At 72.3% G+C, this 24,147-nt stretch carries 22 protein-coding genes; 13 read left to right on the top strand and 9 right to left on the bottom strand.

Annotated elements, in window-relative coordinates:
- Positions 1–15: 15 nt before the first annotated feature.
- From CGL27_RS20770 to CGL27_RS20750, 5 genes are read right to left on the bottom strand one after another with little or no spacing between them, the layout of a single operon-like run.
- A complete protein-coding gene (locus tag CGL27_RS20770; protein ID WP_119989208.1) occupies positions 16–1,482 on the bottom strand; it encodes a cytosine permease in 1,467 nt (488 codons plus the stop codon).
- Positions 1,483–1,498: 16 nt separating this feature from the next.
- Positions 1,499–2,437: an ABC transporter substrate-binding protein gene (locus tag CGL27_RS20765; protein ID WP_119989206.1), complete on the bottom strand. Its 939-nt coding sequence runs from the start codon at positions 2,435–2,437 to the stop codon at positions 1,499–1,501.
- 37 nt (positions 2,438–2,474) lie between these two features.
- Positions 2,475–3,152 carry an ABC transporter permease gene (locus CGL27_RS20760; RefSeq protein ID WP_078641866.1) on the bottom strand — a complete coding sequence of 226 codons (678 nt, stop codon included), beginning with the start codon at positions 3,150–3,152 and terminating at the stop codon, positions 2,475–2,477.
- A 1-nt stretch (position 3,153) separates the two neighbouring features.
- On the bottom strand, positions 3,154–3,795 hold the full coding sequence (locus CGL27_RS20755) for an ABC transporter permease (protein WP_014061241.1): 642 nt from the start codon (positions 3,793–3,795) through the stop codon (positions 3,154–3,156).
- Complete coding sequence (locus CGL27_RS20750) at positions 3,792–5,027, bottom strand: ABC transporter ATP-binding protein (RefSeq protein WP_119989204.1); 1,236 nt, start codon at positions 5,025–5,027, stop codon at positions 3,792–3,794. The genes CGL27_RS20755 and CGL27_RS20750 overlap by 4 nt, the downstream gene beginning before the upstream one ends.
- A gap of 172 nt (positions 5,028–5,199) precedes the next feature.
- Between CGL27_RS20750 and CGL27_RS20745 the strand changes: the two genes are divergently transcribed.
- The 3 genes from CGL27_RS20745 to CGL27_RS20735 all read left to right on the top strand — a co-directional run bounded on the left by CGL27_RS20745 (position 5,200) and on the right by CGL27_RS20735 (position 8,432).
- Positions 5,200–6,714 carry an aromatic amino acid ammonia-lyase gene (locus CGL27_RS20745; protein ID WP_240450579.1) on the top strand — a complete coding sequence of 505 codons (1,515 nt, stop codon included), beginning with the start codon at positions 5,200–5,202 and terminating at the stop codon, positions 6,712–6,714.
- A 31-nt stretch (positions 6,715–6,745) separates the two neighbouring features.
- Positions 6,746–7,705 carry a MurR/RpiR family transcriptional regulator gene (locus CGL27_RS20740; protein ID WP_203348462.1) on the top strand — a complete coding sequence of 320 codons (960 nt, stop codon included), beginning with the start codon at positions 6,746–6,748 and terminating at the stop codon, positions 7,703–7,705.
- A gap of 139 nt (positions 7,706–7,844) precedes the next feature.
- Positions 7,845–8,432: a hypothetical protein gene (locus CGL27_RS20735; protein ID WP_119989201.1), complete on the top strand. Its 588-nt coding sequence runs from the start codon at positions 7,845–7,847 to the stop codon at positions 8,430–8,432.
- A 25-nt stretch (positions 8,433–8,457) separates the two neighbouring features.
- Here the strand turns inward: CGL27_RS20735 and CGL27_RS20730 are convergent, their stop codons facing one another.
- Together CGL27_RS20730 and CGL27_RS20725 are read right to left on the bottom strand one after the other, a co-directional pair.
- Positions 8,458–9,813 (bottom strand): diaminopimelate decarboxylase, encoded by a 1,356-nt coding sequence (locus tag CGL27_RS20730; RefSeq protein WP_119989199.1) that lies wholly within the window; start codon positions 9,811–9,813, stop codon positions 8,458–8,460.
- Positions 9,810–10,724: a helix-turn-helix transcriptional regulator gene (locus tag CGL27_RS20725; protein ID WP_119989197.1), complete on the bottom strand. Its 915-nt coding sequence runs from the start codon at positions 10,722–10,724 to the stop codon at positions 9,810–9,812. Before CGL27_RS20725 ends, CGL27_RS20730 begins: the two co-directional genes overlap by 4 nt.
- 101 nt (positions 10,725–10,825) lie before the next feature.
- Here CGL27_RS20725 and CGL27_RS20720 point away from each other — a divergent pair, with 101 nt between their 5' ends.
- Positions 10,826–11,767, top strand: coding sequence for an SDR family NAD(P)-dependent oxidoreductase (locus tag CGL27_RS20720; RefSeq protein WP_119989196.1), 942 nt, complete (start codon positions 10,826–10,828; stop codon positions 11,765–11,767).
- A 64-nt stretch (positions 11,768–11,831) separates the two neighbouring features.
- On the opposite strand, the gene CGL27_RS20715 is transcribed toward CGL27_RS20720, so the two are convergent.
- Positions 11,832–12,848 carry an NADP-dependent oxidoreductase gene (locus tag CGL27_RS20715; RefSeq protein WP_119989194.1) on the bottom strand — a complete coding sequence of 339 codons (1,017 nt, stop codon included), beginning with the start codon at positions 12,846–12,848 and terminating at the stop codon, positions 11,832–11,834.
- A gap of 200 nt (positions 12,849–13,048) precedes the next feature.
- On the opposite strand from CGL27_RS20715, the gene hutU reads away from it, so the two are divergent.
- The 4 genes from hutU to hutI all read left to right on the top strand — a co-directional run bounded on the left by hutU (position 13,049) and on the right by hutI (position 18,655).
- Positions 13,049–14,707, top strand: coding sequence for a urocanate hydratase (hutU, locus tag CGL27_RS20710; RefSeq protein ID WP_078641860.1), 1,659 nt, complete (start codon positions 13,049–13,051; stop codon positions 14,705–14,707).
- A 134-nt stretch (positions 14,708–14,841) separates the two neighbouring features.
- A complete protein-coding gene (locus CGL27_RS20705) occupies positions 14,842–16,029 on the top strand; it encodes an allantoate amidohydrolase (protein WP_078641859.1) in 1,188 nt (395 codons plus the stop codon).
- Positions 16,026–17,402: a formimidoylglutamate deiminase gene (locus tag CGL27_RS20700; RefSeq protein ID WP_119994474.1), complete on the top strand. Its 1,377-nt coding sequence runs from the start codon at positions 16,026–16,028 to the stop codon at positions 17,400–17,402. Before CGL27_RS20705 ends, CGL27_RS20700 begins: the two co-directional genes overlap by 4 nt.
- Positions 17,403–17,446: 44 nt before the next feature.
- The gene (gene hutI / locus CGL27_RS20695) at positions 17,447–18,655 is read left to right on the top strand and encodes an imidazolonepropionase (RefSeq protein WP_119989192.1); all 1,209 of its coding nucleotides are present in this window, start codon (positions 17,447–17,449) and stop codon (positions 18,653–18,655) included.
- A 74-nt stretch (positions 18,656–18,729) separates the two neighbouring features.
- Here hutI and CGL27_RS20690 read toward each other — a convergent pair whose 3' ends face one another.
- On the bottom strand, positions 18,730–19,677 hold the full coding sequence (locus CGL27_RS20690; protein WP_119989190.1) for an RNA polymerase sigma factor SigF: 948 nt from the start codon (positions 19,675–19,677) through the stop codon (positions 18,730–18,732).
- 261 nt (positions 19,678–19,938) lie between these two features.
- On the opposite strand from CGL27_RS20690, the gene CGL27_RS20685 reads away from it, so the two are divergent.
- From CGL27_RS20685 to CGL27_RS20665, 5 genes are all read left to right on the top strand, one after another.
- Positions 19,939–20,307: an STAS domain-containing protein gene (locus tag CGL27_RS20685; RefSeq protein WP_119989188.1), complete on the top strand. Its 369-nt coding sequence runs from the start codon at positions 19,939–19,941 to the stop codon at positions 20,305–20,307.
- A 183-nt stretch (positions 20,308–20,490) separates the two neighbouring features.
- Positions 20,491–21,009, top strand: a complete 519-nt coding sequence (locus CGL27_RS20680; RefSeq protein ID WP_078641856.1) for an ATP-binding protein — start codon at positions 20,491–20,493, stop codon at positions 21,007–21,009.
- A gap of 304 nt (positions 21,010–21,313) precedes the next feature.
- Positions 21,314–22,078, top strand: a complete 765-nt coding sequence (locus CGL27_RS20675; protein WP_119989186.1) for an LPXTG cell wall anchor domain-containing protein — start codon at positions 21,314–21,316, stop codon at positions 22,076–22,078.
- Between the two features lie 26 nt (positions 22,079–22,104).
- Positions 22,105–23,073, top strand: coding sequence for a hypothetical protein (locus tag CGL27_RS20670; RefSeq protein WP_240450578.1), 969 nt, complete (start codon positions 22,105–22,107; stop codon positions 23,071–23,073).
- Positions 23,070–24,146 (top strand): hypothetical protein, encoded by a 1,077-nt coding sequence (locus CGL27_RS20665; RefSeq protein WP_119989184.1) that lies wholly within the window; start codon positions 23,070–23,072, stop codon positions 24,144–24,146. The genes CGL27_RS20670 and CGL27_RS20665 overlap by 4 nt, the downstream gene beginning before the upstream one ends.
- The last annotated feature ends 1 nt before the right edge of the window (position 24,147 follow it).

The following is a 24,147-nucleotide window of genomic DNA, read 5'->3' as shown; positions in this document are numbered from 1 at the left end:
CGGTGCCGGTCCGGCTCACCCGGGCTCGGTGGCGTACGGGCGGTCGGGGGACGGCTCCGGGGCGAGGATCATGTGGTCGGGGACGTGGGCGGTGTCGCGGTGGGCCAGGAGCCAGTAGAGGCCGGCGGGGATGGCGAGGCCGACGAGCCAGGAGATGTCCGCGCCGCCCAGCGGGGCGACGAAGGGGCCGGTGTAGAAGTGGGTGGACAGGAAGGGGAATTGGGCCAGGACGCCCACGGCGTAGGTGGACAGGGCCTTCCAGCGCCAGGCGCCGTAGCGGCCGTTGGGGTCGCTGAGGGCGGGGATGTCGTAGCGCTCCTTGGCGATGGCGTAGTAGTCGACGAGGTTGATCGCGCTCCACGGGGTGAAGAAGGTCAGCAGGAACAGCAGGAAGTCCTTGAAGGAGGACAGGAAGCTGTCCTTGCCGAGCAGCGCGACCGCCGTGCCCGCGACCATGATCCCGGCGATATAGGCGGCCCGGCCGCGCGGGGAGAGGGTGGCGTTGCCGCGGAAGCCGCTGATGCTGGTCACCATCGACATGAAGCCGCCGTAGGTGTTCAGGACGTTGATCGTCAGCTTGCCGAGGGCGATGACGAAGTAGAGCAGTGAGGTGATCACGGCCGCGCCGCCGCCGAGGCCGACGATGTAGGAGACCTCGTTGCCGACGAAGGCGTGGCCGGCCGCGGCGGCCGCGAGGGCGCCGAAGGTCATGGACCACTGCGAGCCGAGGACAGTGCCGGCCAGGGTCCAGGAGAAGGTGGCCTTGGGGGAGGTGGTGCGCGGCAGGTAGCGGGAGTAGTCGGCGACGTACGGGCCGAAGGCGAGCTGCCAGGAGGCGGACAGCGACACCGCGAGGAGGAAGAGCGGGAAGTCGAAGGTCCGGTCGTGGAGGAGGGTGGCCAGGTCGGTGCGGTCCAGCAGCCGGATGCCCAGGTAGACGAAGGCCAGGGCGCAGACGACGCCCGCGATCCGGCCCAGGGTGTGGATCAGGCGGTAGCCCACGGCGGCCGCCACGCCGGTGATGAGGGCGAAGAGGATGATCCCGGTGGTGTCGCCGAGATGGGTGAGTTCGCCGACCGCCTGGCCCGCCAGCACGCTGCCGCTGGCGAAGAAGCCCACGTACATGACGATGACCAGCAGCAGCGGGACGATCGCGCCCCGGACCCCGAACTGGGCCCGGGAGGAGATCATCTGGGGGAGGCCGAGCCGGGGCCCCTGGGCCGAGTGGAGCGCCATGACGGCTCCACCGAGCAGGTTGCCGAGCAGCAGGGCGATGATCGACCAGAAGGCGCCCGCGCCGAAGACGACGGCCAGCGCGCCGGTCACCACGGCGGTGATCTGGAGGTTCGCGCCGAGCCACAGGGTGAACTGGCTGAAGGCGGTGCCATGGCGCTCCGCGTCCGGGACGACGTCGATCGAGCGCTTCTCGACGAGAGAGTCGAGGGTGTCGCGGGAGCCGCGGGAGTCGAGAGAGTCGGGCATAAGGGTGCTCCTGCCGCTATTTCTTGGTGAGGCCGTTCTTGGCCGCCCAGTCGGCGGCGACCCGGTCCGGGTCCTTCTTGTCGTTGCTCACCAGCTTGTTGAGACGGGCCAGTTCCTGGGTGGTGAGGGCGCCGCCCAGACGGGCCAGGGCCTTGCGGACCTTGGCGTCGGCCTTGGCGGAGCGGACGACGGGCACGATGTGCTGGGCGGGGATGAGGGCCTTGGGGTCGGCGAGGATCACCCAGTCGTTGGCCTCGATGTCGGGGTCGGTGGAGAAGAGGTTGGCGACGTCGACATCGCCCTTCTTCAACGCGCCCTTGACCAGCGGGCCGGAGGCGTCGAGGGCCTTGAACTCCTTGAAGGTCACGCCGTAGCGGTCCTTGAGGCCGACCAGGCCGACCACGCGGTTCTTGTCCTCGGCCGGGCCGCCGAAGATCAGCTTGCCGTTCTGCTTGGCCAGGTCGGCGAAGCTGCGCAGACCGTGCTTCTGCGCGGCCTCACGGGTGACGCAGAAGACGTCCTTGTCCTCGGCAGCCGCGTACGACAGGGCCTCCAGGCCGCTGGGGAGGGCGACGGTGAGGGCGTTCTGGAGGTCGCCGGCCTCGGTCTGGGGGGCCTTGTCGTCGAAGTGGAGCAGCAGATTGCCCTGGTACTCGGGGAGCAGATCGATATCGCCCTGCTGGAGGGCGGGGATGACGATCTCGCGCGAGCCGAGGTTGGGCCGCACGCTCGTCTTGATGCCCGCGCCCTTCAGCGCCTCGGCGTAGAGATAGCCCAGGAGCTGGTTCTCGGTGAAGTTGGCGGTGCCGATGACCAGGCCGCCCAGGCTGCTGCCACCGCCCGAGCCACCGCTGCCGCCGTCGCCCTTGAGCGAGGTGACGCCGCCGCTACAGGCGGCCAGCGCGGGTACGGAGGCGCCGGCGAGCAGGCCGCCGAGCAGTTTCCTGCGGTTCATGGGGTGCTCTCCTCGGATCCGGAGTGAGTCGGTGACGTCAGTGCGCGTGGGCGCGCGGGGGGCGGTTGCGGAACAGCAGGCGTTGCACTCCGGCCAGCACCAGGTCCAGGGCGATGGCCAGCACGCCGACCAGCACCGCCCCGCCCAGCACCTGCACGAGATCGCGCTGGGCGAGCCCGTCGAAGACGTAGCGGCCGAGCCCGCCGAAGCTGACGTACGCGGCGATGGTGGCGGTGGCGACGACCTGGACGCAGGCCAGCCGCAGCCCGGTCATGATCAACGGGAGCGCGAGGGGCAGTTCGACCTGGAACAGCACCTGGTACCAGCGCATGCCCTGGCCCCGCGCCGCGTCCCGGACCTCGGGGTCGACGGCGGCCATGCCCGCGTACGTATTGGTGACGATCACCGGGACCGCGAGGGCGACCAGCGAGATGTACACCGGCCACATGCTCAGCCCGCTGGCCAGGAAGACCAGGGTGACCAGGCCGACGGTGGGCAGCGCCCGCCCGAAGCCGGAGAGGTTGATGGCGATGAACGCGCCGCGCCCGGTGTGCCCGATGAGCAGCCCGACCGGGAGGGCGATGGCGGCGGCGACCAGGGTGGCCAGCAGGGAGTACTGGAGGTGTTCCAGGAGGCGGGTCGCGATGCCGTCGGTCCCGGACCACTGGGAGCCGCTGGTCAGCCAGCGGAGGAGGTCCTTCAGCAGTTCGATCATGTCAGGCACGCCTCCTCAGCCACGGGGTGCACAGCCACTGGATGGTGACCAGCACGGCGTCCGCGACCAGCGCGAGCAGCAGGGACAGAAGGACCCCGGCCACGACGGGGGTGGGGTAGTTGCGCTGGAAGCCGTCGGTGAACAGCTGGCCGAGACCGCCGTACCCGATGTAGCTGGCCACGCTGACCAGGGATATCGCCATCACCGTGGCGACCCGTACGCCCGCCATGATCACCGGGAAGGCGAGCGGCAGCTCGACGGTGAGCAGGGTGCGCAGCGGACGGGCGCCCATCGCGGTGGATGCCTCGCGGACCTTGGTGGGGACGCTGTCGAGCCCCTCGACGGTGTTCCGGAGCAGCACCACCAAGGTGTAGACGGTCAGGCCGGTGATGGCGGTGGTGCGGGTGAGGCCGGTGACCGGCAGCAGCAGGACGAAGATCGCGATGGAGGGGATCGTGAACAGGATGTTCGAGAGCCCGAGCAGGAGTCCGCGCAGCGCCCGCACCCGGTGGGCGATCACGGCCAGCGGCAGCGCGATCAGCAGACCGAAGAGGACGGCGGGGACGGCGGTGGAGAGGTGGTCGAGGGTGAGCGTGACCAGGTCGCTCTGATGATCGGGGAACCAGCCCCAGTCGACGGTCATGCGGTCACGCTCGGGTCGGAGGCCGGGGTGTCGTCGGAGCCCGCGGAGCCCTGGGCGCCCTCGTCATCGGCTTCGCCGCGGGTCTTGGCGGCCTTGGCGGTCCCGGGAGCCTCAGCGGCTTCGGGGGCCTCGGCGGTCTTAGAGGCCCCGGCGGCTTCCGTGGCGTTCTCGAGGGCAGCCGCGCGGCCCGCCTCCGTGTGGCGGCGCCCCGCGAACTCGTGTATTCGCTCACGCCCGGTGACCCCGGTCAGGACGCCGTCGGGGTCCACGCGGGCCACCAGACCGGCGGGGGACGCCAGCGACTCGTCCAGGGCGGTCAGCAGCGAATCGCCGTCCCGCAGCGCCCGCACCGGCCGCAGCGGGGCCCGGTCGCCGTCCGGCCCCTCGGCGTCGCGCCAGCCCAGCGGCTCACCGCGCTCGGAGGTGACCAGCCGCCAGCGGTCCCCATCGGCGGGCGCGGGCTCCTGCGGCAGGTCCGCGAGGGTGGACAGGGAGAGCAGCTTCAGCCCGCGCTCGGCGCCCAGGAAGCCCGCCACGAAGTCGTCGGCGGGGCTCGCCAGCAGCTCGGCGGGGGGTGCGCACTGGACGAGATGGCCGCCGGTGCGGAAGATCGCGATGCGGTCGCCGAGCCGTACCGCCTCGTCGATGTCGTGGGTGACGAAGACGACCGTCTTGCGCAGCTCGCTCTGCAGCCGCAGCAGCTCGTTCTGGAGCTGGGTCCGTACGACCGGGTCGACCGCCCCGAACGGCTCGTCCATCAGCAGCACCGGCGGATCGGCGGCCAGCGCGCGGGCGACCCCGACGCGCTGCTGCTGACCGCCCGAGAGCTGGTGCGGATAGCGCTTGCCGGAGTCGGTGGGCAGCCCGACCAGCTCCAGCAGCTCGGCGGCGCGGGCCCGCGCCTTGCGGCGGCCCCAGCCCAGCAGCAGCGGGACGGTGGCGATGTTGTCGAGGATCGTGCGGTGCGGGAAGAGCCCGGCCTGCTGGATCACATAGCCGATTCCGCGCCGCAGCTCGGCGGCGTCCGCCGCGAGGACATCGCGCCCGGCCACGCTCACCGTGCCGCTGCTCGGTTCGACCATGCGGTTGACCATGCGGAGGGTGGTGGTCTTGCCGCAGCCCGACGAGCCGACGAGAACGGTGATGCCCCCTTCCGGGAGTTCGAGGTTGAGACGGTCCACCGCGGTGGTGCCGTTCGGGTAGTGCTTACTGACGTCCTTGAAGCTGATCATCCGCTTCCCCTTGCCCTGTCTGCATATAGTCATGCAGAGTCATAGTCGAGTGAATAGAAGTCAAGAGGTCTGCGTTAATCACCGGTTACTTCTGCTCGCGATGTGGACGAAGTGCCTGGCGGCTGGCCCGGAATGGGCGTTCTGAGAGAGGTTGCCCTGAATGTTGTCTCACATGCTGGATGCTGATGCCGCGGCGGCCGAGGGCACAGGCGGCACAGCTCAGCGGATCACATTGGACGGCCGGAGCCTACGCGTCGTCGATATCGCCCGCTTGGCCGATCGCATCAGCCGGCCCACGGCGCCCGACCCGACCGCACTCGCCCTGGCCGAGCGCGCCTGGGAGACCGCGGACCGGCTGGCCGCCACCGGCCGCGTCTACGGCCGGAGCACCGGCGTGGGCGCCAACCGTACCGAGGACGTCGGCCCGGCCGACTCCGACCACGGACTGCGGCTGCTGCGCAGCCACGCCGGCGCGATCGGCGCACCGCTGCCCGCGCGCGAGGTGCGCGCCATGATGACCGTCCGCGCCAATCAGCTCCTGGCGGGCGGTGCCGGGCTGCGTCCCGCCGTCGTCACCGCGCTCGTCGAGGGGCTCGACAGCGGCGCCCACCCGGTGATCAACGAATACGGCGCGGTCGGCACCGGAGACCTCGCCGCGCTCGCCCAGACCGGTCTCGCGCTCGTCGGCGAGCACCCCTGGGACCTCACCGAGGCCACCCCGGGGCGCCGCGCCCCCGACCCCATCGTGCTCGACAGCAACGACGCCCTCGCGCTCATCAGCAGCAACGCCCTCACCCTCGGCCAGTCCGCGCTCGCCCTCGCCGAGCTGCAGCGGCTGCTGGCCGCCTCGCTCTCGGTGGCCGCGCTCTCGCTGATCGCGGTCGGCGGGTCGTACGAGGCGTACGCCGAACCCGTGCACGCCGCCCGGCCGCACCCCGGCTCCGTCGCGGCCGCCGCCCGGATGCGCGCGCTGCTCGGCGCCCCGGCCCGGCCCACCCCGCCGCTCGGGCGCATACAGGACCCGTACGGCTTCCGCTGTCTGCCGCAGATCCACGGACCGGCGCTGGACGCGGCGGAGTCGCTGGAACGGGTGCTGACCGTCGACTTCAACGCGGCCACCGAGAACCCGCTGATCAGCTCCGCCGACGAGGCCGCCTACCACCACGGCAACTTCTACGCCGCGCACGCCGCCCTCGCCCTGGACGCCTTCCGGCTCGCCGCGCTGCAGACCGCCCGGCTCTCCACGGCCCGGCTCGCCGCGCTCAGCGAACCCGACTTCACCCGGCTGCGCCCCTTCCTCGGCGACGCCGCGCCCGCGAGCTCGGGCGTGATGATCCTCGAATACGCGGCGGGAGCGGCCCTCGGCGAGATGCGCGCGGTCTCCCACCCCGCCTCGCTGGGCCATGCCGTACTCTCCCGCGGTGTCGAGGAACAGGCCAGTTTCGCCTCGCTCGGCGCCCGCCAGACGCTCCGGGTCGCCGACCACTACCGGCTGGTGCTGGGCTGTGAACTCGTCGCGGCCGTACGGGCGTTGCGCCAGCGCGGGCTGGAACCGGACCCGGAGCTCCCGGCCGGTGTCGCCTTCGCCATGGCGTCGGAAGTGCTCGATCCCCGCATGGAGGACCGGCCGTTGACGGAGGATGTGGCGGTGGCCGCGCGTCTGCTCGACCGGCTGGCAGGGGTATGAGGGACGAGGGTACGAGGTTCGGGAGGACGCGATGAGTACGGACCATGGGGTGAGCGACGGGGTGAGCGGTGTTCGGATGGAGCCAGTGGGCGAGGATGTCGCGGGGGCGTCGGCGGGCGCGGGCGATGCGGGTGGCTTGGTCGCTACGACGGGTTCCGGTGCCTCGACCGCCGCTCGGCTGCAGGCGCTCTTCGAGGGCCACCGGCTGACCCCGACCCAGCGGCGGATCGCCCACTGCATGGTGCGGCGGGCCGCCGACGCGCCGTTCCTCTCCAGCGTCGAGCTGGCCGAACTCGCGGGCGTCAGCCAGCCGTCCGTGACCCGCTTCGCGGTCGCCCTCGGCTTCGACGGCTATCCGGCGCTGCGCAAGCATCTGCGCGATGTCGCCCCCGCCGAGCCGGAGGCGGACGAGGGGTCGTACAACGAGTACCAGCAGGCCGTGCAGTCCGAGATCGACAATCTGCGCCATCTCGCCGCGCTGCTGGCCGACCCCGCCCCCGTCGTCCGCGCCGGCCGGCTGCTCGCCGACTCCCGCCCGCTGCTGGTCCTCGGGCTGCGCGCCGCCTCCGCGCAGGCGCGCGGCTTCACCTACTTCGCGCGCAAGGTCCATCCGGACGTCCGGCTGCTCGACGAGGGCGGCACGATGCTCGCCGACCGCGTCGACGCGGCGAAGCGCGCGGGCGCGACGGCGCTGCTGTGCTTCGCGCTGCCGCGGCATCCGCGGGAGGTCGTGGAGGGTCTGGAGTACGCCCAGGAGGCGGGCCTGACCGTGGTCGCCGTCGCCGACAGCGCCTTCGCCCCGATCGCCCGCCACAGCGATCTGCTGCTGCCCGCGGCGGTCGGTACGGGCCTGGCCTTCGACACCGCGTGTGCGCCGATGCTGCTGGGGCGGGTGCTGCTGGAGGCGATGTGCGACGCGCTGCCGGATGCGCAGGCGCGGCTGGAGGAGTTCGACGCGAAGGCGTCGGAGCGGGGCCTGTTCGTGGAGTGAGCCCGGGCTTCCGCGCCGCTCTGTATGCCAACCCCCGTCCCTCTCACCCAATTCTCAGGCATCCTGGCTAGATTCTTCGATTCGTCAGGGATTTCGACAGGGATTTCATCAGGGATTCGCCAGGGTGAGGAGGTCGGTCGTGGGGCGCGGGGCGTATGCGCTGGCACGGGTGGCGGTGGTCGTGAGGGCCCCTGCCGGATGGCTGTGGTGGCCCGGTGTGCTGGCCGCGGGGATCGGAGCGCTGGTGCCGGGGCTGACCGGGCGCCGGATCGGAGTGCTCGCCGGGGCGGCGCTCTTCCTGATCGCGGCGGTCGTGGTGTTCGTGATGCGTCGGAAGCGGTATCTGGAGTTGGCGCGCGGTGCCTCGCGCGCGAGCAAGTCGGTCTTCCTCCAGGACCGCGCGGTGACCGTGAGGGCGCGCCGACGCGCCCTGCGCTGGTGGCTGCTGCTGGCCTTCCTCGCCGCGATGGGCTCGTCCTTCGCCGTTCCGGCGGCGGGCGGGATGCTGATGGCGGGGCTCGGCGCCGGGCTGTGGGCCAAGGCGCTGTGGCTGGGCCGCTGGGAGCGCGCGAACGATGTGCTGCTGTGGGTACGCACCGAGCGGGTCTCCGGCGGGCGGCCCGCGGGCAAGGCGGTGGATGCCTACCAGACGACGGGCATCGTGGCCGGGGACGCGGGCCCGGGCGGCGCGCGCCGCTCGCGGGCGGTGGCGGCGGCCACGCGCTGAGAGGTCGCGGGCGCAGCGCGGAGGGCTACCGCAGACGGCTCAGCCCCAGCGCATGTGCCGCGCCGCTCTCGACCACGATCTCGTCCACCGTCTGCGGCTCCCGCACCGTCGCGAAGCGCACCTGGTCGCCGGTGGCGTCGAAGCCGTAGACCCCGGGCCGGGGCAGGCTGTTGTACGCGAAGTGGTTGGAGAAGTAGTACGCGCCCGTGTCCAGCAGGCCGACCAGGTCGCCCGCCGCCAGCTCCGGCAGGGGCCGGTCTCGTGCGACCAGGTCGCCCGCGAAACAGCAGGGACCGGCGATGTCCTGGGGGACCTGGCCGTCGCCGGTCTCCGCCTTGGGGCGGCCCTCCGCGTCGTAGGCCAGGACGCGCAGCGGCCAGGCCTCGGGGGCGAAGACCGTACGGGTGGCGAGCTGGGCGCCCGCGTGGGTGACCGCGATCGGGCGGCCGCCCGCGGACTTCGCGTACTCGACCCGCGCCAGCACCAGGCCGGACTTGGCCAGGAGGGACCGTCCGAACTCGGTGACCAGCTTGTACCGCCCGTCGAAGAGCCCCGGCACGGTGGTCCGCAGGAGCTGTGCGTACTCCCGGTAGCTGGGGGTGATCTCGTCGGAGGCGAAGTTCACCGGGAGGCCGCCGCCGATGTCGAGTGCGTCGATCTGCTGTCGGCCGACCGCCCCGTTGATCTCTTCGGCCAGTTCGTAGGCCGCCCGTATGCCCGCCGCCATCAGCTCCAGCGGACAGCCCTGGGAGCCGACGTGGGCGTGCAGCCGGGTCAGCCAGGGGCGCTCGGTGAAGGTGCGGACGACCCACTCGCGCGCCCCGGGGTCCTGGAGGGCGACGCCGAACTTGGAGGTCGCGGTGGCCGTGCTCATCGCGTCGATGCTGCCGCCGCCCACCTGCGGGTTGATCCGCAGGCCCAGGGGTGCGGGCGGGTCCGCGCGGTGCCCCACCAGCACGCCGAGCCGGTCCAGCTCCTGTGGGTTGTCGGCGTTGAGAGCGATGCCCAGGTCGAGGGCCTCGCGCAGCTCCGCGGGGGTCTTGGCGGGGGAGTCCAGGACGATCCGGTCGGGCGTCACTCCCGCCGCGCGGGCCAGCGCCAGCTCGCCGGGGCTGGCCACCTCGCAGCCCAGGCCCTCGTCGGCCAGCAGCCGCAGGACCGGGACGAGCGCGGCGGCCTTGACCGCGAAGGCGTGCAGGACGGGGGTGCCGGGCGTGACGACCTCCTCGAAGGCCGCGCGCAGTTCGGCGGCGGCGGCGCGGATTCCCGCCACGTCCAGCAGCCCGACGACGGGCTGATCCGGGCCGAGCAGCCCCTGCTCCACGGCGGCCCGAACGGTCCGTTCGCGCCGGGCGGCCATCGCAACCGGTTTCGAAGTCATGACCTCAGCCAACCATCCGGGGACGGCTCCGGACCAACTGCCCCGGGGCCGCTCCCGGGGCTGCTCCCGGGGCTCCGGGGGCCTTGCCCGGCGTCGGCCGCGAGCCCCGACAGCAGTGCCAGGGCCTGTTCGGCGGGGCTGCCCGGGGCGGCGTGGTAGACCACCAGGAGCTGGCCCTCGGTGCCGGTGACGGCCAGCTTCTCGTAGCTCAGCTCGATCGGGCCGATCTGCGGGTGCTGGAAGATGGACGTACCGGCGCCGGCCTTGGGCTTGACGTCATGGCGGGCCCACAGCCGCCGGAACCGCTCGCTCCTGACCGACAGCTCACCCACCAGCTCGGCGAGGGGCGGATCGTCGACATCGGGGCCGACGAGCGCGCGCAGGCCGGCCACGACACCGGCGGTGGCGGCCTCGCTGCCGTGCGCCTCACGGATCTCCGGGTCGAGGAACAGCGCGCGGACGACGTTCACGCCGGGCCTGCAGAGCGGGGAGAGGGCGATGGCCAGCGGATTGGCGAAGAGGATGTCCATATAGCGGCTCTGGACGAAGGCGGGGTTCCGCGTCCAGGACAGCACGAGCTGCTGGATCCCGGCGGGCACCCGCTCCGGCCGCCGCGGACGACGGCGGCGGGGCGCGGGGCGGGCCAGCCGGTGCAGATGGGCAGTGGCGTCGTCGTCGAGCCGCAGCACGCGGGCCAGGGCGTCGAGCACCTGCTCGGAGGGGTGGCGGTCGCGGCCCTGCTCCAGCCGCAGGTAGTAGTCGCTGCTGATGCCCGCGAGGAGCGCGAGCTCCTCACGGCGCAGCCCCGGCACCCGGCGCCGCCCCACGGCGGGCAGCCCGACGTCCTCGGGCCGCACCAGCTCGCGGCGCGCCCGCAGATACTCGCCCAGCCGATTCGCGCTCTCCGCCATACCTCCACGCTAGGCGCCCGGCGCGATTTGAGCCTGTCCCTGTGACTCCCAGGATGCGTGGGGTCCTGGCTGGGGGTGGTGGGCGGGATGACGCTAGGGGCATGGACCGTAAAGAAACACGCATCACGACACCTTTCGGCGCCCGTTCCACCGCCGCCGAGGTGATCGACGGCATCGACCTGTCGGGCAAGCGCGCGGTGGTCACCGGGGCCGCCTCCGGCATCGGCGTCGAGACCGCGCGGGCGCTGGCCGGGGCGGGGGCCGAGGTGACCCTCGCGGTGCGGAACCTCGAGGCCGGGGCCCGGGTCGCCGAGGACATCACCGCCACCACCGGCAACAAGCGGCTGCGGGTCGCACCGCTGGACCTGGCCGACCGGGTCTCGGTCGCCGCGTTCGCCGACGTCTGGGACGGGCCGCTGGACATCCTGGTGAACAACGCGGGCGTCATGGCCCTGCCCGAGGGGCGTACGCCCGAGGGCTGGGACCGGCAGTTCACCGTCAACCACCTCGGCCACTTCGCGCTGGCGCGCGGCCTGCACGGCGCCCTGGCGGCGGCCGGGGCCGCGCGGATCGTCTCGGTCAGCTCCGCCGCGCATCTGCGCTCACCGGTCGTCTTCGACGACCTCCACTTCGACTACCGGCCGTACGAACCGATGCAGGCGTACGGGCAGTCCAAGACCGCGAACGTGCTCTTCGCGGTCGGCGCCCACGCGCGCTGGGCGGGCGACGGCATCACGGTCAACGCCCTCAGCCCCGGGGGCATCCGGACCAATCTGCAGCGCCACGTCGGGAACATCACGGCCCCGGCGATGGTGTGGAAGACCCCGGAGCAGGGGGCGGCCACCTCGGTGCTGCTGGCCGCCTCGCCACTGCTGGAGGGCGTCGGCGGGCGCTACTTCGCGGACTGCGCCGAGGCCGAGCCGGTGAGCCGCCGCCCCGAGGACCTCATCGCCATGATGGCGGGGGTCGCCCCGTACGCCCTCGACCCGGAGGGCGCCGACCGCCTCTGGGCGACGTCGGAGCGGCTCCTGGCCTCGGACTGACCGCGCTCGACAACCCCCACCAGCACCGCCCCGAGGGCTACCACCCCCAGCACACCGCCCACGTCTACAGCTCCACCAGCACCGCCCCGAGGTGATGGCCCGCAACCAACTCGCAGAGCGCGCGCGGCGCTTGGCCGATCCCCGTCAGCCGGGTGTACGGATACGTGAGGGTGCCCTCGCGCAGCGCCCGGCCGAACTCGCGCGTGTACGCGGGCATGGCGTCCTGGTGGTCCATCGCGCTGATGCCGCGCAGCGTGACGCCCCGGGCGATGAGGGCCGGCGTGCTGATCCCGGTCGGGGCCGACGCATCGTCCGAGAGCTGCGTGGCCAGCGCGCCGACCAGGGCGAAACGGGCGTTGCGGCGGGCCAGCGCCAGGGCGGCCCGGAGCTGTTCGCCGCCGACGGTGTCGAAGAGGACGTCGATGCCGTCGGGGGCGGTCGCGCGGAGCTGCTCCTCGATCGGCCCGGCGTCCCGGAGGACGACCGCGTCGTAGCCCAGCTCCCGCGTCAGCCGGTCGGCCTTGTGGCGGGAGCCGGTGGAGCCGATGACCCGTTCGGCCCCGTGCAGCCGGGCGAACTGCCCGGCCAGGGAGCCCACGCCGCCCGCCGCGCCGGTGACGAACACCGTGTCGCCGCGCCGCACCCCGGCCCCGCGCACCACCCCCAGCCAGGCGGCGAACCCCTGCGACAGATGGGCGGCGGGGTCCGGCAGCGCCTCGGGGTCGATGGGCGACGCCCGCGCGGCGTCGAGCAGCGCGTATTCGCGCCAGCCCGCGCGGTGGCGGACGAGGGTCCCGGGGGCGAGTTCCGTGCCGGGCGAGCTGATCACTTCCCCGAGGGCCGGGCCCCGCATCACCTCGCCGGCCTTGTGCAGCAGCCGGGGAAGGCCGAGGGTGTCGGGGTCGGTGAGCGTGAGCGGGCGCATCACGGCGGAGACGCTCATCAGCCGGTTGCGCACCAGCACCTGTCCGGGGCCGGGGGTGGGGACGGGAGCGGTGACGACCTCGAAGTGACCGGGGGTGAGCGCCCCTTCGGGCAGGGCCGCCAGACGGACCTCGCGGTGGGTGGCGGGAAGGGACACGCGGGGCTCCTCGGCGGGCGGAGCGGACACCTCCCGGTGACGCTACCCCGGAGGGCCGGACCGTGCCGTTCGTGCCACCGCGAGCCCGCGCCGCTGAACCACCCGGGTGTATGCGCAGCTCCGCGGTATTGACTAGTCATATTCATCGGCATCAAGATGTGAATAACTCGATCCAATCGATGGCAGGGAGGCTTGGCCCCATGACAGGACCGCGACCCGTACGGGCGCCGCGTGGTGCAGAGCTCAGCGCTCGGGGGTGGCAGCAGGAAGCCGCCCTGCGGATGCTGCAGAACAACCTCGACCCGGAGGTCGCCGAGCACCCCGACAAGCTCGTCGTCTACGGCGGCACCGGTAAGGCGGCCCGCGACTGGCGCTCGTTCGACGCCATGGTCCGCACTCTGCGCACGCTCAAGCAGGATGAGACGATGCTGGTCCAGTCGGGCCGCCCGGTGGGCGTCATGCAGACGCACGAATGGGCGCCGCGGGTGCTGATCGCCAACTCCAACCTGGTCGGCGACTGGGCCAACTGGGAGGAGTTCCGCCGCCTGGAGGCGCTGGGCCTGACCATGTACGGCCAGATGACCGCGGGCTCCTGGATCTACATCGGCACCCAGGGCATCCTCCAGGGCACGTACGAGACCTTCGCCGCGGTCGCCGCGAAGAAGTTCAACGGCACCCTGGCCGGGACGATCACCCTCACCGCGGGCCTCGGCGGCATGGGCGGCGCCCAGCCGCTGGCGGTCACCATGAACGACGGCGTCGCGATCTGCATCGACTGCGACCCGCGCGCCATCGAGCGCCGTATCGAGCACCGCTACCTGGACGTCCGCGCCGACAGCCTGGACCACGCCCTGCGGCTGGCCACCGAGGCGCGCGACGCCCGGCGCCCCCTGTCGATCGGCGTGCTGGGGAACGCGGCCGAGCTGGTCCCGCAGCTCCTCGCGATGAACGCCCCGATCGACATCGTCACCGACCAGACCAGCGCCCACGACCCGCTGGCGTATCTGCCGATCGGCGTGGACTTCGACGAGATGGCGTCGTACGCCGCCGAGAAGCCCGCCGACTTCACCCAGCGGGCGCGCGAGGCGATGGCCCGCCACGTGGAGGCCATGGTCGGCTTCATGGACGCGGGCGCCGAGGTCTTCGACTACGGCAACTCGATCCGCGGCGAGGCCCAGCTCGCGGGCTACGACCGCGCCTTCGCCTTCCCCGGCTTCGTGCCCGCCTACATCCGGCCGCTCTTCTGCGAGGGCAAGGGCCCCTTCCGCTGGGCTGCCCTGTCCGGCGACGCGAGGGACATCGCGGCCACGGACAAGGCGATGCTGGAGCTCTTCCCGGAGAACGAGTCGCTGGCCCGCTGGATCAAGATGGCGGGGGAGCGGGTCCACTTCCAGGGGCTGCCCGCCCGTATCTGCTGGCTCGGCTACGGCGAGCGCGACAAGGCGGGCGAGCGGTTCAACGAGATGGTCGCCGACGGCACGCTCGCCGCACCGCTGGCGATCGGCCGCGACCACCTCGACTGCGGCTCGGTGGCCTCCCCGTACCGCGAGACCGAGGCCATGCTGGACGGCTCGGACGCGATCGCCGACTGGCCGCTGCTCAACGCCATGGTCAACGTGGCCTCGGGCGCGTCCTGGGTCTCCATCCACCACGGCGGCGGCGTCGGCATGGGCCGCTCGATCCACGCGGGCCAGGTCACGGTCGCCGACGGCACCGCGCTGGCGGGCGAGAAGATCCGCCGGGTGCTGACGAACGACCCCGGCATGGGCGTGATCCGCCACGTGGACGCGGGCTACGACCGCGCGGACGAGGTGGCGGAGGAGCGGAACGTGAGGATCCCCATGAGGGAAGCGCAGTGAGCCGGGTTGTGGGCAATCGTCCCGCAGGGCGGGACGGGTGGGCACAACCCACCCACTCGGCCGCACCCGCGCACGAAACGGAAGGACCGGCGGCGGCGGGCGCACCCGCGACCACGGGTGCGTCGTTCCACGAGATGTGGCGCGACCTGGCGCCCATCGGCCGCAACACGACAACAAACGGCTACCGCCGGTACGCCTGGACGGAAGCCGACGCCGACTGCCGAACGTGGTTCAAGGAGCAAGCCCAGAACCGCGGCCTCACCTACGAGGTGGACCGCAACGGCAACCAATGGGCCTGGCTCGGTGACCCCACCGCCCAAGGCGCCGTGGTCACCGGCTCCCACCTCGACTCCGTCCCCGACGGCGGCGCCTTCGACGGCCCGCTGGGCGTCGTCTCCTCCTTCGCCGCCCTCGACGAGCTGCGAGCACGGGGTGCGCACCCCACCAAACCGCTCGCCATCGTCAACTTCGGCGACGAGGAGGGCGCCCGCTTCGGCCTGGCCTGCGTAGGCTCCCGGCTGACCGCCGGGCAGCTCACCACGGACCAGGCGCACCTGCTGCGCGACGCGGACGGGCTGAGCCTCCCGCAGGCGATGGAGCGCGCCGGATACGATCCGGACGCCATCGGCCCCGACCCGGAGCGGCTGGCCCGCATCGGCGCGTTCGTCGAGCTGCACATCGAGCAGGGTCGTGCCCTGGCGGACACTGACGACGCCGTGGGCGTCGCGTCCGCGATCTGGCCGCACGGCCGCTGGCGGTTCGACTTCCACGGCGAGGCCAACCACGCCGGGACGACCCGGATCGAGGACCGCCGCGATCCGATGCTCACCTACGCCAACACCGTCCTCGCGGCCCGTAAGAAGGCCAGGATCGCCGGGGCGCTGGCGACGTTCGGCAAGGTCAGCGTCGAGCCGAACGGGGTCAACGCGATCGCGAGCCTGGTCCGCGGCTGGCTGGACTCGCGCGCCGCCGACGAGGAGACCCTGGCCGCCGTGGTCGGCGAGATCGAGCGCGCCGCGCTGGAGCGCGGGGAGCGCGACGGGGTGGACGTGCGGGTCACCCGGGAGTCGTTCACCCCGGTCGTCGAGTTCGCCCACGACCTTCGGGACCGGCTGTCCGGGCTGCTGGGCGGCGTTCCGATCCTCCCCACCGGAGCCGGGCACGACGCCGGCATTTTGTCCGCGTCCGTTCCTACGGCCATGCTGTTTGTAAGGAACCCCACCGGCGTCTCGCATTCACCCGCGGAGACGGCGGGCGAGGACGATTGCCTCGCCGGTGTGGCCGCACTCGCGGAGGTACTGGAGGGCCTGGCGTGTCACTGACGGCGCAGACGTACTGGGCGGAGCACGCCTGGGTGAACGGAAGCGTGCGGTCGGACGTGGTGATCGTGGCCGCGGCCAACGGACGGATCACGGCGGTGGTGCCCGGGAGTCCGCGCCCGCCCGCCGGATCCGTCACTCTCCGTGGTCTGACGATCCCCGGTCTGGCCAACGCCCACAGCCACGCCTTCCACCGGGCCCTGCGCGGTGTCGTACAGGCGGAGAGCGAGGCGGAGACCGAGGCGGCGGGCGCGCCGGACTCCTTCTGGACCTGGCGCGAGGTGATGTACGGGGTCGCCGACCGGCTGACCCCGGACAGCTACTTCGAGCTGGCCCGCGCCGTCTACGCCGAGATGGCGATGGCCGGGATCACCTGCGTGGGGGAGTTCCACTACCTCCACCACGCGCCCGGCGGCGCCCGCTACGGCAACCCCAACGCGATGGGGGAGGCCCTGATCGCGGCCGCGGCCGAGGCCGGTATCCGGATCACCCTGCTCGACACCTGCTATCTCTCCTCCGGTTTCGGGGCCGAGCCCAACGAGCATCAGTTGCGCTTCTCCGACGGCACGGCGGAAGCCTGGGCCGAGCGGGTCTCCGAGCTGAAGAGCGACGGCAACACCCGCGTCGGCGCGGCGATCCACTCGGTGCGGGCCGTCCCCGCCGATCAGCTCGCGACCGTGGCCGGGTGGGCCCAGGAGCGCACGGCGCCCCTGCACGTCCATCTCTCCGAGCAGACCGCGGAGAACGACGCCTGTGTGGAGGCGCACGGCTTCACCCCCACCCGGCTGCTCGCCGACCACGGTGTGCTGGGCCCGGAGACGACCGCCGTGCACGCCACCCATCTCACCCCCGGCGACATCCGGCTGCTGGGCCATGCCGCCACCGGTGTCTGCATGTGCCCGACCACCGAGCGTGACCTCGCCGACGGGATCGGCCCGGCCGCCGAGCTGCAGCGTGCGGGCTCACCGCTCTCGCTGGGCAGCGACAGCCATGCCGTGATCGACATCCTGGAGGAGGCCCGCGCCATGGAGCTCGACGAGCGGCTGCGCACCCGCGCAAGGGGCCACTGGACCGCGGCCCAGCTGCTGCGGGCCGCCACCGTGGACGGTCACGCGGCGCTCGGCTGGGGTGCGGAGGCCGGCCGGATCGAGGTGGGCGCGCTCGCCGACCTCACCACGGTCGCGCTGGACTCGGTGCGCACGGCGGGGCCGCCGCCCCGGCTGGGCGCCGAGACCGCCGTATTCGCGGCGACCAACGCGGACGTCCGGCACACCGTGGTCGGGGGCCGCCATGTCGTACGGGACGGCACCCATCAGCTCGTCCCGCGCGTCCCGCAAGCGCTGGCCGAGTCCATCGAAGCCCTGCACGGACGGTGATCCGGCCGCCACCGCAACGGCCGACGAAGGAGAACACCCCCACGATGACCACCACGACGACCGCGCCGACCACGACCGCCATCACCGACATCGCCGGTCTGGTCACCAATGACCCCTCCCTCGGTGAAGGCCCCCTCGGCCTGATCCGGGACGCGGCCGTCGTCATCGACGGCGACCGCATCGCCTGGGTCGGTGAGTCCAGCAAAGCACCCGCCACCGACAACCGGGTCGACGCCGGTGGCCGGGCCGCCATTCCGGGCTTTGTGGACTCCCACTCCCATCTGGTCTTCGCGGGCGACCGGACCGAGGAGTTCAACGCCCGGATGTCCGGCCGCCCGTACAGCGCCGGCGGCATCCGCACGACCGTCGCCGCCACCCGCGCCGCGTCGAACAACGTGCTGCACGCCAACGTCGGCCGCTATGTGGCCGAGGCGCGCCGCCAGGGCACCACGACCGTCGAGATCAAGTCCGGCTACGGGCTGACCTCGCAGGACGAGGCCCGCGCGCTGACCATCGCCGGTGCCCACACCGACGAGGTGACCTTCCTCGGGGCGCATATCGTCGCCCCCGAGTTCGCCGACGATCCGGCCGCGTACGTGGATCTGGTCACCGGCCCGATGCTGGATGCCTGCGCCCCGTACGCCCGCTGGATCGATGTCTTCTGTGAGCAGGGCGCCTTCGACGGCGACCAGGCCCGCACCATCCTGACCGCGGGCAAGGAGCGCGGGCTGATCCCGCGAGTCCACGCCAACCAGCTCTCCTACGGCCCAGGCGTGCAGCTCGCGGTGGAGCTGGGCGCGGCCTCAGCCGACCACTGCACCCATCTGACCGATGCGGACGTCGACGCGCTGGCCCAGGGGGAGACGGTCGCAACCCTGCTCCCCGGGGCGGAGTTCTCCACCCGCTCGACGTATCCGGACGCGCGCCGGCTGCTCGACGCGGGCGCCACGGTCGCGCTGTCCCCGGACTGCAACCCGGGCTCGTCCTTCACCAGCTCCATGCCGTTCTGCGTCGCCCTGGCCGTACGGGAGATGGGGATGACGCCCGACGAGGCGGTGTGGGCCGCCACGGCCGGTGGGGCGCGGGCCCTGCACCGTACCGATGTGGGCCGGGTGAGCCCGGGTGCCCGAGCCGATCTGGTGCTGCTGGACGCCCCGTCCCATGTGCACCTCGCCTACCGTCCCGGTGTCCCGCTGGTCTCGGCGGTGTGGCACAACGGCACCCTGCTCAGATCTGACCTTGACCTGGCCTGACGGAACGGCAGCGCGCACGGATAAGGGCCCGTCCCGGTCGGCCGGGGGCGGGCCCTTACTCGTCTGCGGAGGCGTCACTCCTCGATCATCAGACCCTTACGGAGCCGACGGAGGGTGCGCGACAGCAGCCGCGAGACATGCATCTGGGAGATGCCCAGCTCCTCACCGATCTCCGACTGCGTCATATTCGCCACGAAGCGCAGGGAGAGGATCTTCCGGTCGCGCGCGGACAGATCGGCGATCAGCGGCTTCAGGGACTCGACGTACTCGATGCCTTCGAGTCCGTGGTCCTCGTAGCCGATCCGGTCCGCCAGCGCTCCCTCGGAGTCGTCCTCCTCCGGCTGGGCGTCCAGCGAGCTCGCGGTGTACGCGTTGCTCGCGGCCATGCCCTCGACGACCTCGGCCTGGCTGATGTCCAGCCGCTGGGCCAGCTCGCTGACGGTGGGGGCGCGGTCCAGCCGCTGGGCGAGTTCGTCGCCGGCCTTGGCCAGGTCGAGACGGAGCTCCTGCAGCCGCCGCGGTACGCGCACCGACCAGCTCGTGTCGCGGAAGAAGCGCTTGATCTCGCCGACGATCGTCGGCATCGCGAAGGTCGGGAACTCGACGCCCCGGCCGGTCTCGAAGCGGTCGATGGCCTTGATCAGGCCGATGGTGCCGACCTGGACGATGTCCTCCATCGGTTCGCTGCGGGAGCGGAACCGGGAGGCGGCGAACTTGACCAGCGCCAAGTTGAGCTCGACCAGGGTGTTACGCACATAGGCGTATTCGTGGGTGCCTTCCTCCAGCACCTCGAGACGCTCGAAAAGGGTCTTCGACAGAGCCCTCGCGTCCACCGGTGCTACCGTGTCATAAGGAGGTATTTCCGGTAGATCGGACAATTCCGGCAGTTCGTCGAAGAGGTGGCCAACGGTCGCCTGGGCGTCCGCGTCGGGGGTGAACTGCTCGGGCAGGGGGGCCGACGAAACGGTGGTCCGAGTACTCCCCGAGGGTTCGGTACGCGTGTCGTCGAGGCGGGGTGACATAGTCTCCTCCATCGTTCTCGGCATATGGCTGCCGGTGCCATAACGTGCTGCTCCGGTGAGCGGCGCCTCCAAAGCCGGGCCGTAAGCGGATGTGACCCTCTACGCCTACCTGCATTGGCCACCAAGTGGCAAGTCCACGTTGTCCATATTTGCCGAATTTGCCGAACTATGCGAAATGTTCAGCTACCAGAGGACCGGGTAGAAGGCGTAGGGTTCGATGCGCGCAATCGAAAGCAACGAGACGCCAGAAGAGGTGCGCAGATGGACCGCGGGATGGTCGGCAGCGCCAGCAAAGGCCGGCTCCAGGTCGAGGTTCGGCACCACGGGGTGAGCGCGATCGTGACACCGGCGGGTGAGCTGGATCACCACACCGCCGAAGTGCTGCGCGAGCCGCTCGAGAAGTGCGTAGAGGGGGGACGTGTCCGGCTGGTGGTGGACTGCTCGAAGCTGGAGTTCTGCGACTCCACCGGGCTCAATGTCCTCCTCGGCGCACGGCTCAAGGCCGAGGCCGAAGGCGGCGGCGTCCATCTGGCCGGGATGCTGCCGATCGTTGCCCGAGTGTTCGAGATCACGGGCGCGGACGCCGTCTTTACGGTGCATGAGTCGCTTGACGCGGCCCTTGTCGAGTGACGTAGATCACTTCTGTTTCCGGCGTGTCATCGGTAGGTCATCGATGCGTTGCCCGCGTCACATCGGTGGGGCGGAAGTAGTGGGTGTTCTCACGCTTTGGCCGGGCAGGAGACAGGCTGAAACTGTTGAAGAGATCAGGTATCCCTTGACCCTGAATCGGTGAATCGGTGAGGTGAAGCGCTGATGAGCACCACCCGGCCGTACCCGCCGGGCGACCGCGGCCCGGACCCGGACGGCCCCGCGGCTTCGGCCTCCCCACCGGCACCCCCGCCACCCCCGACCGCCGGCCCCATCCGCCAGACCCGCAGGCTCCATCTGATCGGGGCCAGCGGGGCCGTTCCGCGCGCGCGCGACTTCACGCGCGAGGCGCTGCGCGACTGGGGGTGGCTTCCGGCCGCGACCGCCGACCACCGGGCCGCCGCCGAGGACGTCCTGCTCGTCGTCTCCGAACTGGTCACCAACGCCTGTCTGCACGCCGAGGGTCCCGAGGAGCTGCGCGTGAGCTGCAACGCCAAGGTGCTCCGCCTCGAGGTCGTGGACCTCGGCACCGGCACGCCCGCGCCGCGCACCCCGCACCGCGCCGGCCGGCCCGGCGGCCACGGCATGTTCATCGTCCAGCGGCTGTGCCTCGACTGGGGGGTCGTGCGGAACGTGGAGGGATCCGGCAAGACGGTCTGGGCCGAACTCGCCGCGCCGGGCTGAAGAGCGCGGCCCAGGCCCCACCGCGATGCCACCGTCCACCCGCAGGCCCGGCTGATCCGCCGCGCCGGTCCGGCCGTGGTCGACCCGGCCGTGCCATCCACGGCCGGGGTCTCCTCCGGCTTTTCCGGCCCCGAGCCCGTCTGATCCCCGCCGCCACGGCGGCCACTTCACCCCTCTTCTCCGCTTCGCGCCGATCCGGCGTGCTTTTTGTCTTCCCTTGACAAGGTCCCCGGCGTACCGTCAGCGCCCAATCTGATGTGCCGTCAGTTACATTCGGCTGCGGCGCTTGACGAGAGGGGATCTCGTGGTGTCCCACAACCAACGGCGCCCGGCCGGCCGTGGCGGCGCCCTCACGCTCGCGGCGGCCCTGGCCGGCTCCGTGGTGCTCCTCACCGCCCCGGCCGCGCACGCCGACACCGTGGACGTCGACTACCAGTGCAAGACGCCGATCGGCGACAAGAGCGCCGTATCGCCCATCGACATCAAGAGCGTCGCGAGTGGCGGCTCCTACAAGCTCACGATGTCCTTCGAGAAGGGCGTCTCCTCCAGCCCCGTCGAGCTCGGCAAGGGCGCCATGCACCCCAGCGCGCTCATCAAACTGGGCGGGGCGGAGAGCGGCACGCTGTCGGTGTCGGGGCCCGCCAACGACAAGGCCATCCCGGCCAACACGCCGATCAAGATCAGTGATCTGTCGGGCGCCTACACCCCCAAGAAGAGCGGAAAGGTCACCTTCACCGCCTCCACCCTCACCATCAAGGCGCTGGGAACGACCACCACCTGCACCCCGGGCAACAACCCCAAGCCCTCGCTGACGCTGGACGTCAAGGGCGCGGGCGGCGGCGGGGACTCCGGCTCCACCGGCGGTACGGGCAGTACGGGCGGTACGAGTACGGGCGGCACGGGCGGCACGGGCGGATCCGGCGGTGCGCAGGGCGGCTCCGGCAACGACCAACTGCCTCAGACCGGACCAGCGGACTCCGCCGTCGCGCTCGGCACCCTCGGCGGCACGGTGCTGCTCGCCGGAGTGGCCGGGGCGCTCTGGCTGACCCGCCGCCAGCGGACCCCCTGACGCTCGCGGCAGCCGAGGAGCCGCCGATGCCGTCGCGTATCCGCGCAGTGAGCCGAGCGGTCGGCCGTGCAGCCGTGCACACCGTCATCCGCCCAGCCGTCCGCGTCTGTGCCCCGGCCCTGCTGGCCGCCTCCCTGGTGACCCCGGCGAGCCCGGTGTCCGGGGCCTCCCCGGCTGCCGCCGCCGGACCCGACTGGTCGGCTGCTCCCGCCGCCGGGGGCGGCAGCGCACCGGGCGCGGGCGACCGGCCGTACATCTACCTCGAAGGCGGGCCCGGCGCCGTCCTGGAGGACAAGCTGTCGGTCACCAACAAGGGCGAGCGCCCCCGCACCGTCCGGCTGCGCGGCGCCGACGGCGCCCGTATCGCGCTCGCCGAACAGCGGGTAACGGTGCCGCCCCGTACCCGCGCCGACATCCCCTTCACCGTCACCGTCCCCTCCGACGCGGTGCCCGGCGAACGCCCCGGCGCGGTCATGGTCTCCTCCGGCGACCGCGAGATCGCGGTCCGGCTGCGGCTGCGGATCAGCGGCGCGACGCTGTCCGCCCTCGCCGTGGAGGACGTGACGATCCAGGGCCGCGGCGACCGGGCGGCCATCCGCTACGCCCTCGTCAACCGCGGCAACACCGTGCTCACCCCGCGGCTGGCCGTACGCGCCGACGGGCTCTTCGGCCAGGTGCTGCGCCGGGACCCCCGCACCCTGCCGGTCGAGCTGCCGCCGGGCAAACGGGTGCGGCTCACCGAGAGCTGGCCGCACCCGCCCGCCCTCGACTCGGTGGACGTGCGGCTCACGGTCACCGCGGACGGGGGCGCGCACGCCACGGCGAGCGCCGGATACACGGCCGTCCCCTGGTGGCTGCTCGCCCTCGCGGCGGCGGCTCTGGTGGGCGCGGGCACCGGCGGAGGCGTCTGGCTGCTGCGGAGACGACGGCGCCGACCCCGCACCCCGCGACCTCAGCCACAACCGCAGAGCACAGGGGCAGGAGCGACCACGTGAACGCATGCCGATTCGCAGGCACCCCGGCCCGGCCCTCCGCCGTGGTCACCGTGCTCGCCCTGGTCCTCCTCACCCTCGGCGCGCCCCTTACGGGCGGCGCCAAGGCGGCCGAGGGCCCGACCGCGAAGGTCGCCCAGGCCGAGGCGGGCACGGGCGGCACGGTCACCGTGACCGGCGCCCGATGGCGGCCGCGCGCCCTGCTCACGCTGCTCATCTGCGGGCAGAACATGATCGGCGGCACCAACTCCTGTGCCAACGGCGACGGCAGGGCGGTCACCGTCGGCGCGGACGGCACCTTCACCAAGAAACTGCCGGTCGCCGAGCCGCCCAAACCCTGTCCCTGTGTCATCCATATAGCGACCGCGACCGGTGAGGCCGCCGCCGCGGACGTGGCGTTCAAGGTCGCCGGGCATCCGGTCGCGCCGCTGCCGAAGGAGCGGAGCGGAGGCGAGCGGCTGAGCGTGCTCTCGGCCCGGCTCGACGGGTCCAGCGGGCTGCTGACCTGGTTCGGCGCGCCGCCGAGTCGACGGCTCGTCGTCACCGTCGGCAATCTCGGCTCGACCCCCGCCCGCGATCCGGTCTTCGAAGTGGGCACCTCGCATGGCGTCTTCGCCCCCTCCTGGGAGGAGCAGCGATGGCGCGGGACGCTCCAGCCGGGGAAGAAGACGCAGGTCAAGCTGGACGTCGAACTGTCGGCCGGGGCCCATGGCGACTATCTGGTCTCGCTGCGCTACGGAGCCAAGCTGCTCGTCGAACAGCCGTGGACGGTGGGGCGGCCCTGGGGCGTCACGCTCTTCTGGATCCTGCTGTGCGTGGTGGTCGCGGCGACGGTCTTCCGGATCGGCATGGCCGTCGTGGACAAGGTACGGCCCCGTACGTCCCGGGCCGCGCCACCGCCGCGCCCGTCCACGCCCCCGTCGTCCGGATCAAGCGCGTCCGGACCGGCCGCGGCGAACGGCGCGCATCCGGCGCTGCCCTGGTTCACCCCCGACACGGCGCCGGAGGCACCGCCGCACCACCAGATTTCCGCACCGTCCGAGGAGATCCGATCGACTCCGAAAGGAACCACCTGAG

It is taken from the genome of Streptomyces sp. 11-1-2 (assembly GCF_003595545.1).
Lineage (GTDB): Bacteria > Actinomycetota > Actinomycetes > Streptomycetales > Streptomycetaceae > Streptomyces > Streptomyces hygroscopicus_B.
The sequence above is the reverse complement of the archived record's forward strand: the minus strand, read 5'-3'. Positions and strand labels throughout refer to the sequence as shown.

Coding starts and splice junctions, on each gene's coding strand:
- CGL27_RS20740 (WP_203348462.1), top strand. CDS start 6,746: ATGAGTACGGACCATGGGGTGAGCGACGGGGTGAGCGGTGTTCGGATG.
- CGL27_RS20685 (WP_119989188.1), top strand. CDS start 19,939: ATGGACCGCGGGATGGTCGGCAGCGCCAGCAAAGGCCGGCTCCAGGTC.
- CGL27_RS20770 (WP_119989208.1), bottom strand. CDS start 1,482: ATGCCCGACTCTCTCGACTCCCGCGGCTCCCGCGACACCCTCGACTCT.
- CGL27_RS20690 (WP_119989190.1), bottom strand. CDS start 19,677: ATGTCACCCCGCCTCGACGACACGCGTACCGAACCCTCGGGGAGTACT.
- CGL27_RS20755 (WP_014061241.1), bottom strand. CDS start 3,795: ATGACCGTCGACTGGGGCTGGTTCCCCGATCATCAGAGCGACCTGGTC.
- CGL27_RS20705 (WP_078641859.1), top strand. CDS start 14,842: ATGTGGCGCGACCTGGCGCCCATCGGCCGCAACACGACAACAAACGGC.
- CGL27_RS20745 (WP_240450579.1), top strand. CDS start 5,200: ATGCTGGATGCTGATGCCGCGGCGGCCGAGGGCACAGGCGGCACAGCT.
- hutU (WP_078641860.1), top strand. CDS start 13,049: ATGACAGGACCGCGACCCGTACGGGCGCCGCGTGGTGCAGAGCTCAGC.
- CGL27_RS20670 (WP_240450578.1), top strand. CDS start 22,105: ATGCCGTCGCGTATCCGCGCAGTGAGCCGAGCGGTCGGCCGTGCAGCC.
- CGL27_RS20680 (WP_078641856.1), top strand. CDS start 20,491: ATGAGCACCACCCGGCCGTACCCGCCGGGCGACCGCGGCCCGGACCCG.
- CGL27_RS20765 (WP_119989206.1), bottom strand. CDS start 2,437: ATGAACCGCAGGAAACTGCTCGGCGGCCTGCTCGCCGGCGCCTCCGTA.
- hutI (WP_119989192.1), top strand. CDS start 17,447: ATGACCACCACGACGACCGCGCCGACCACGACCGCCATCACCGACATC.
- CGL27_RS20725 (WP_119989197.1), bottom strand. CDS start 10,724: ATGGCGGAGAGCGCGAATCGGCTGGGCGAGTATCTGCGGGCGCGCCGC.
- CGL27_RS20750 (WP_119989204.1), bottom strand. CDS start 5,027: ATGATCAGCTTCAAGGACGTCAGTAAGCACTACCCGAACGGCACCACC.
- CGL27_RS20720 (WP_119989196.1), top strand. CDS start 10,826: ATGGACCGTAAAGAAACACGCATCACGACACCTTTCGGCGCCCGTTCC.
- CGL27_RS20760 (WP_078641866.1), bottom strand. CDS start 3,152: ATGATCGAACTGCTGAAGGACCTCCTCCGCTGGCTGACCAGCGGCTCC.
- CGL27_RS20730 (WP_119989199.1), bottom strand. CDS start 9,813: ATGACTTCGAAACCGGTTGCGATGGCCGCCCGGCGCGAACGGACCGTT.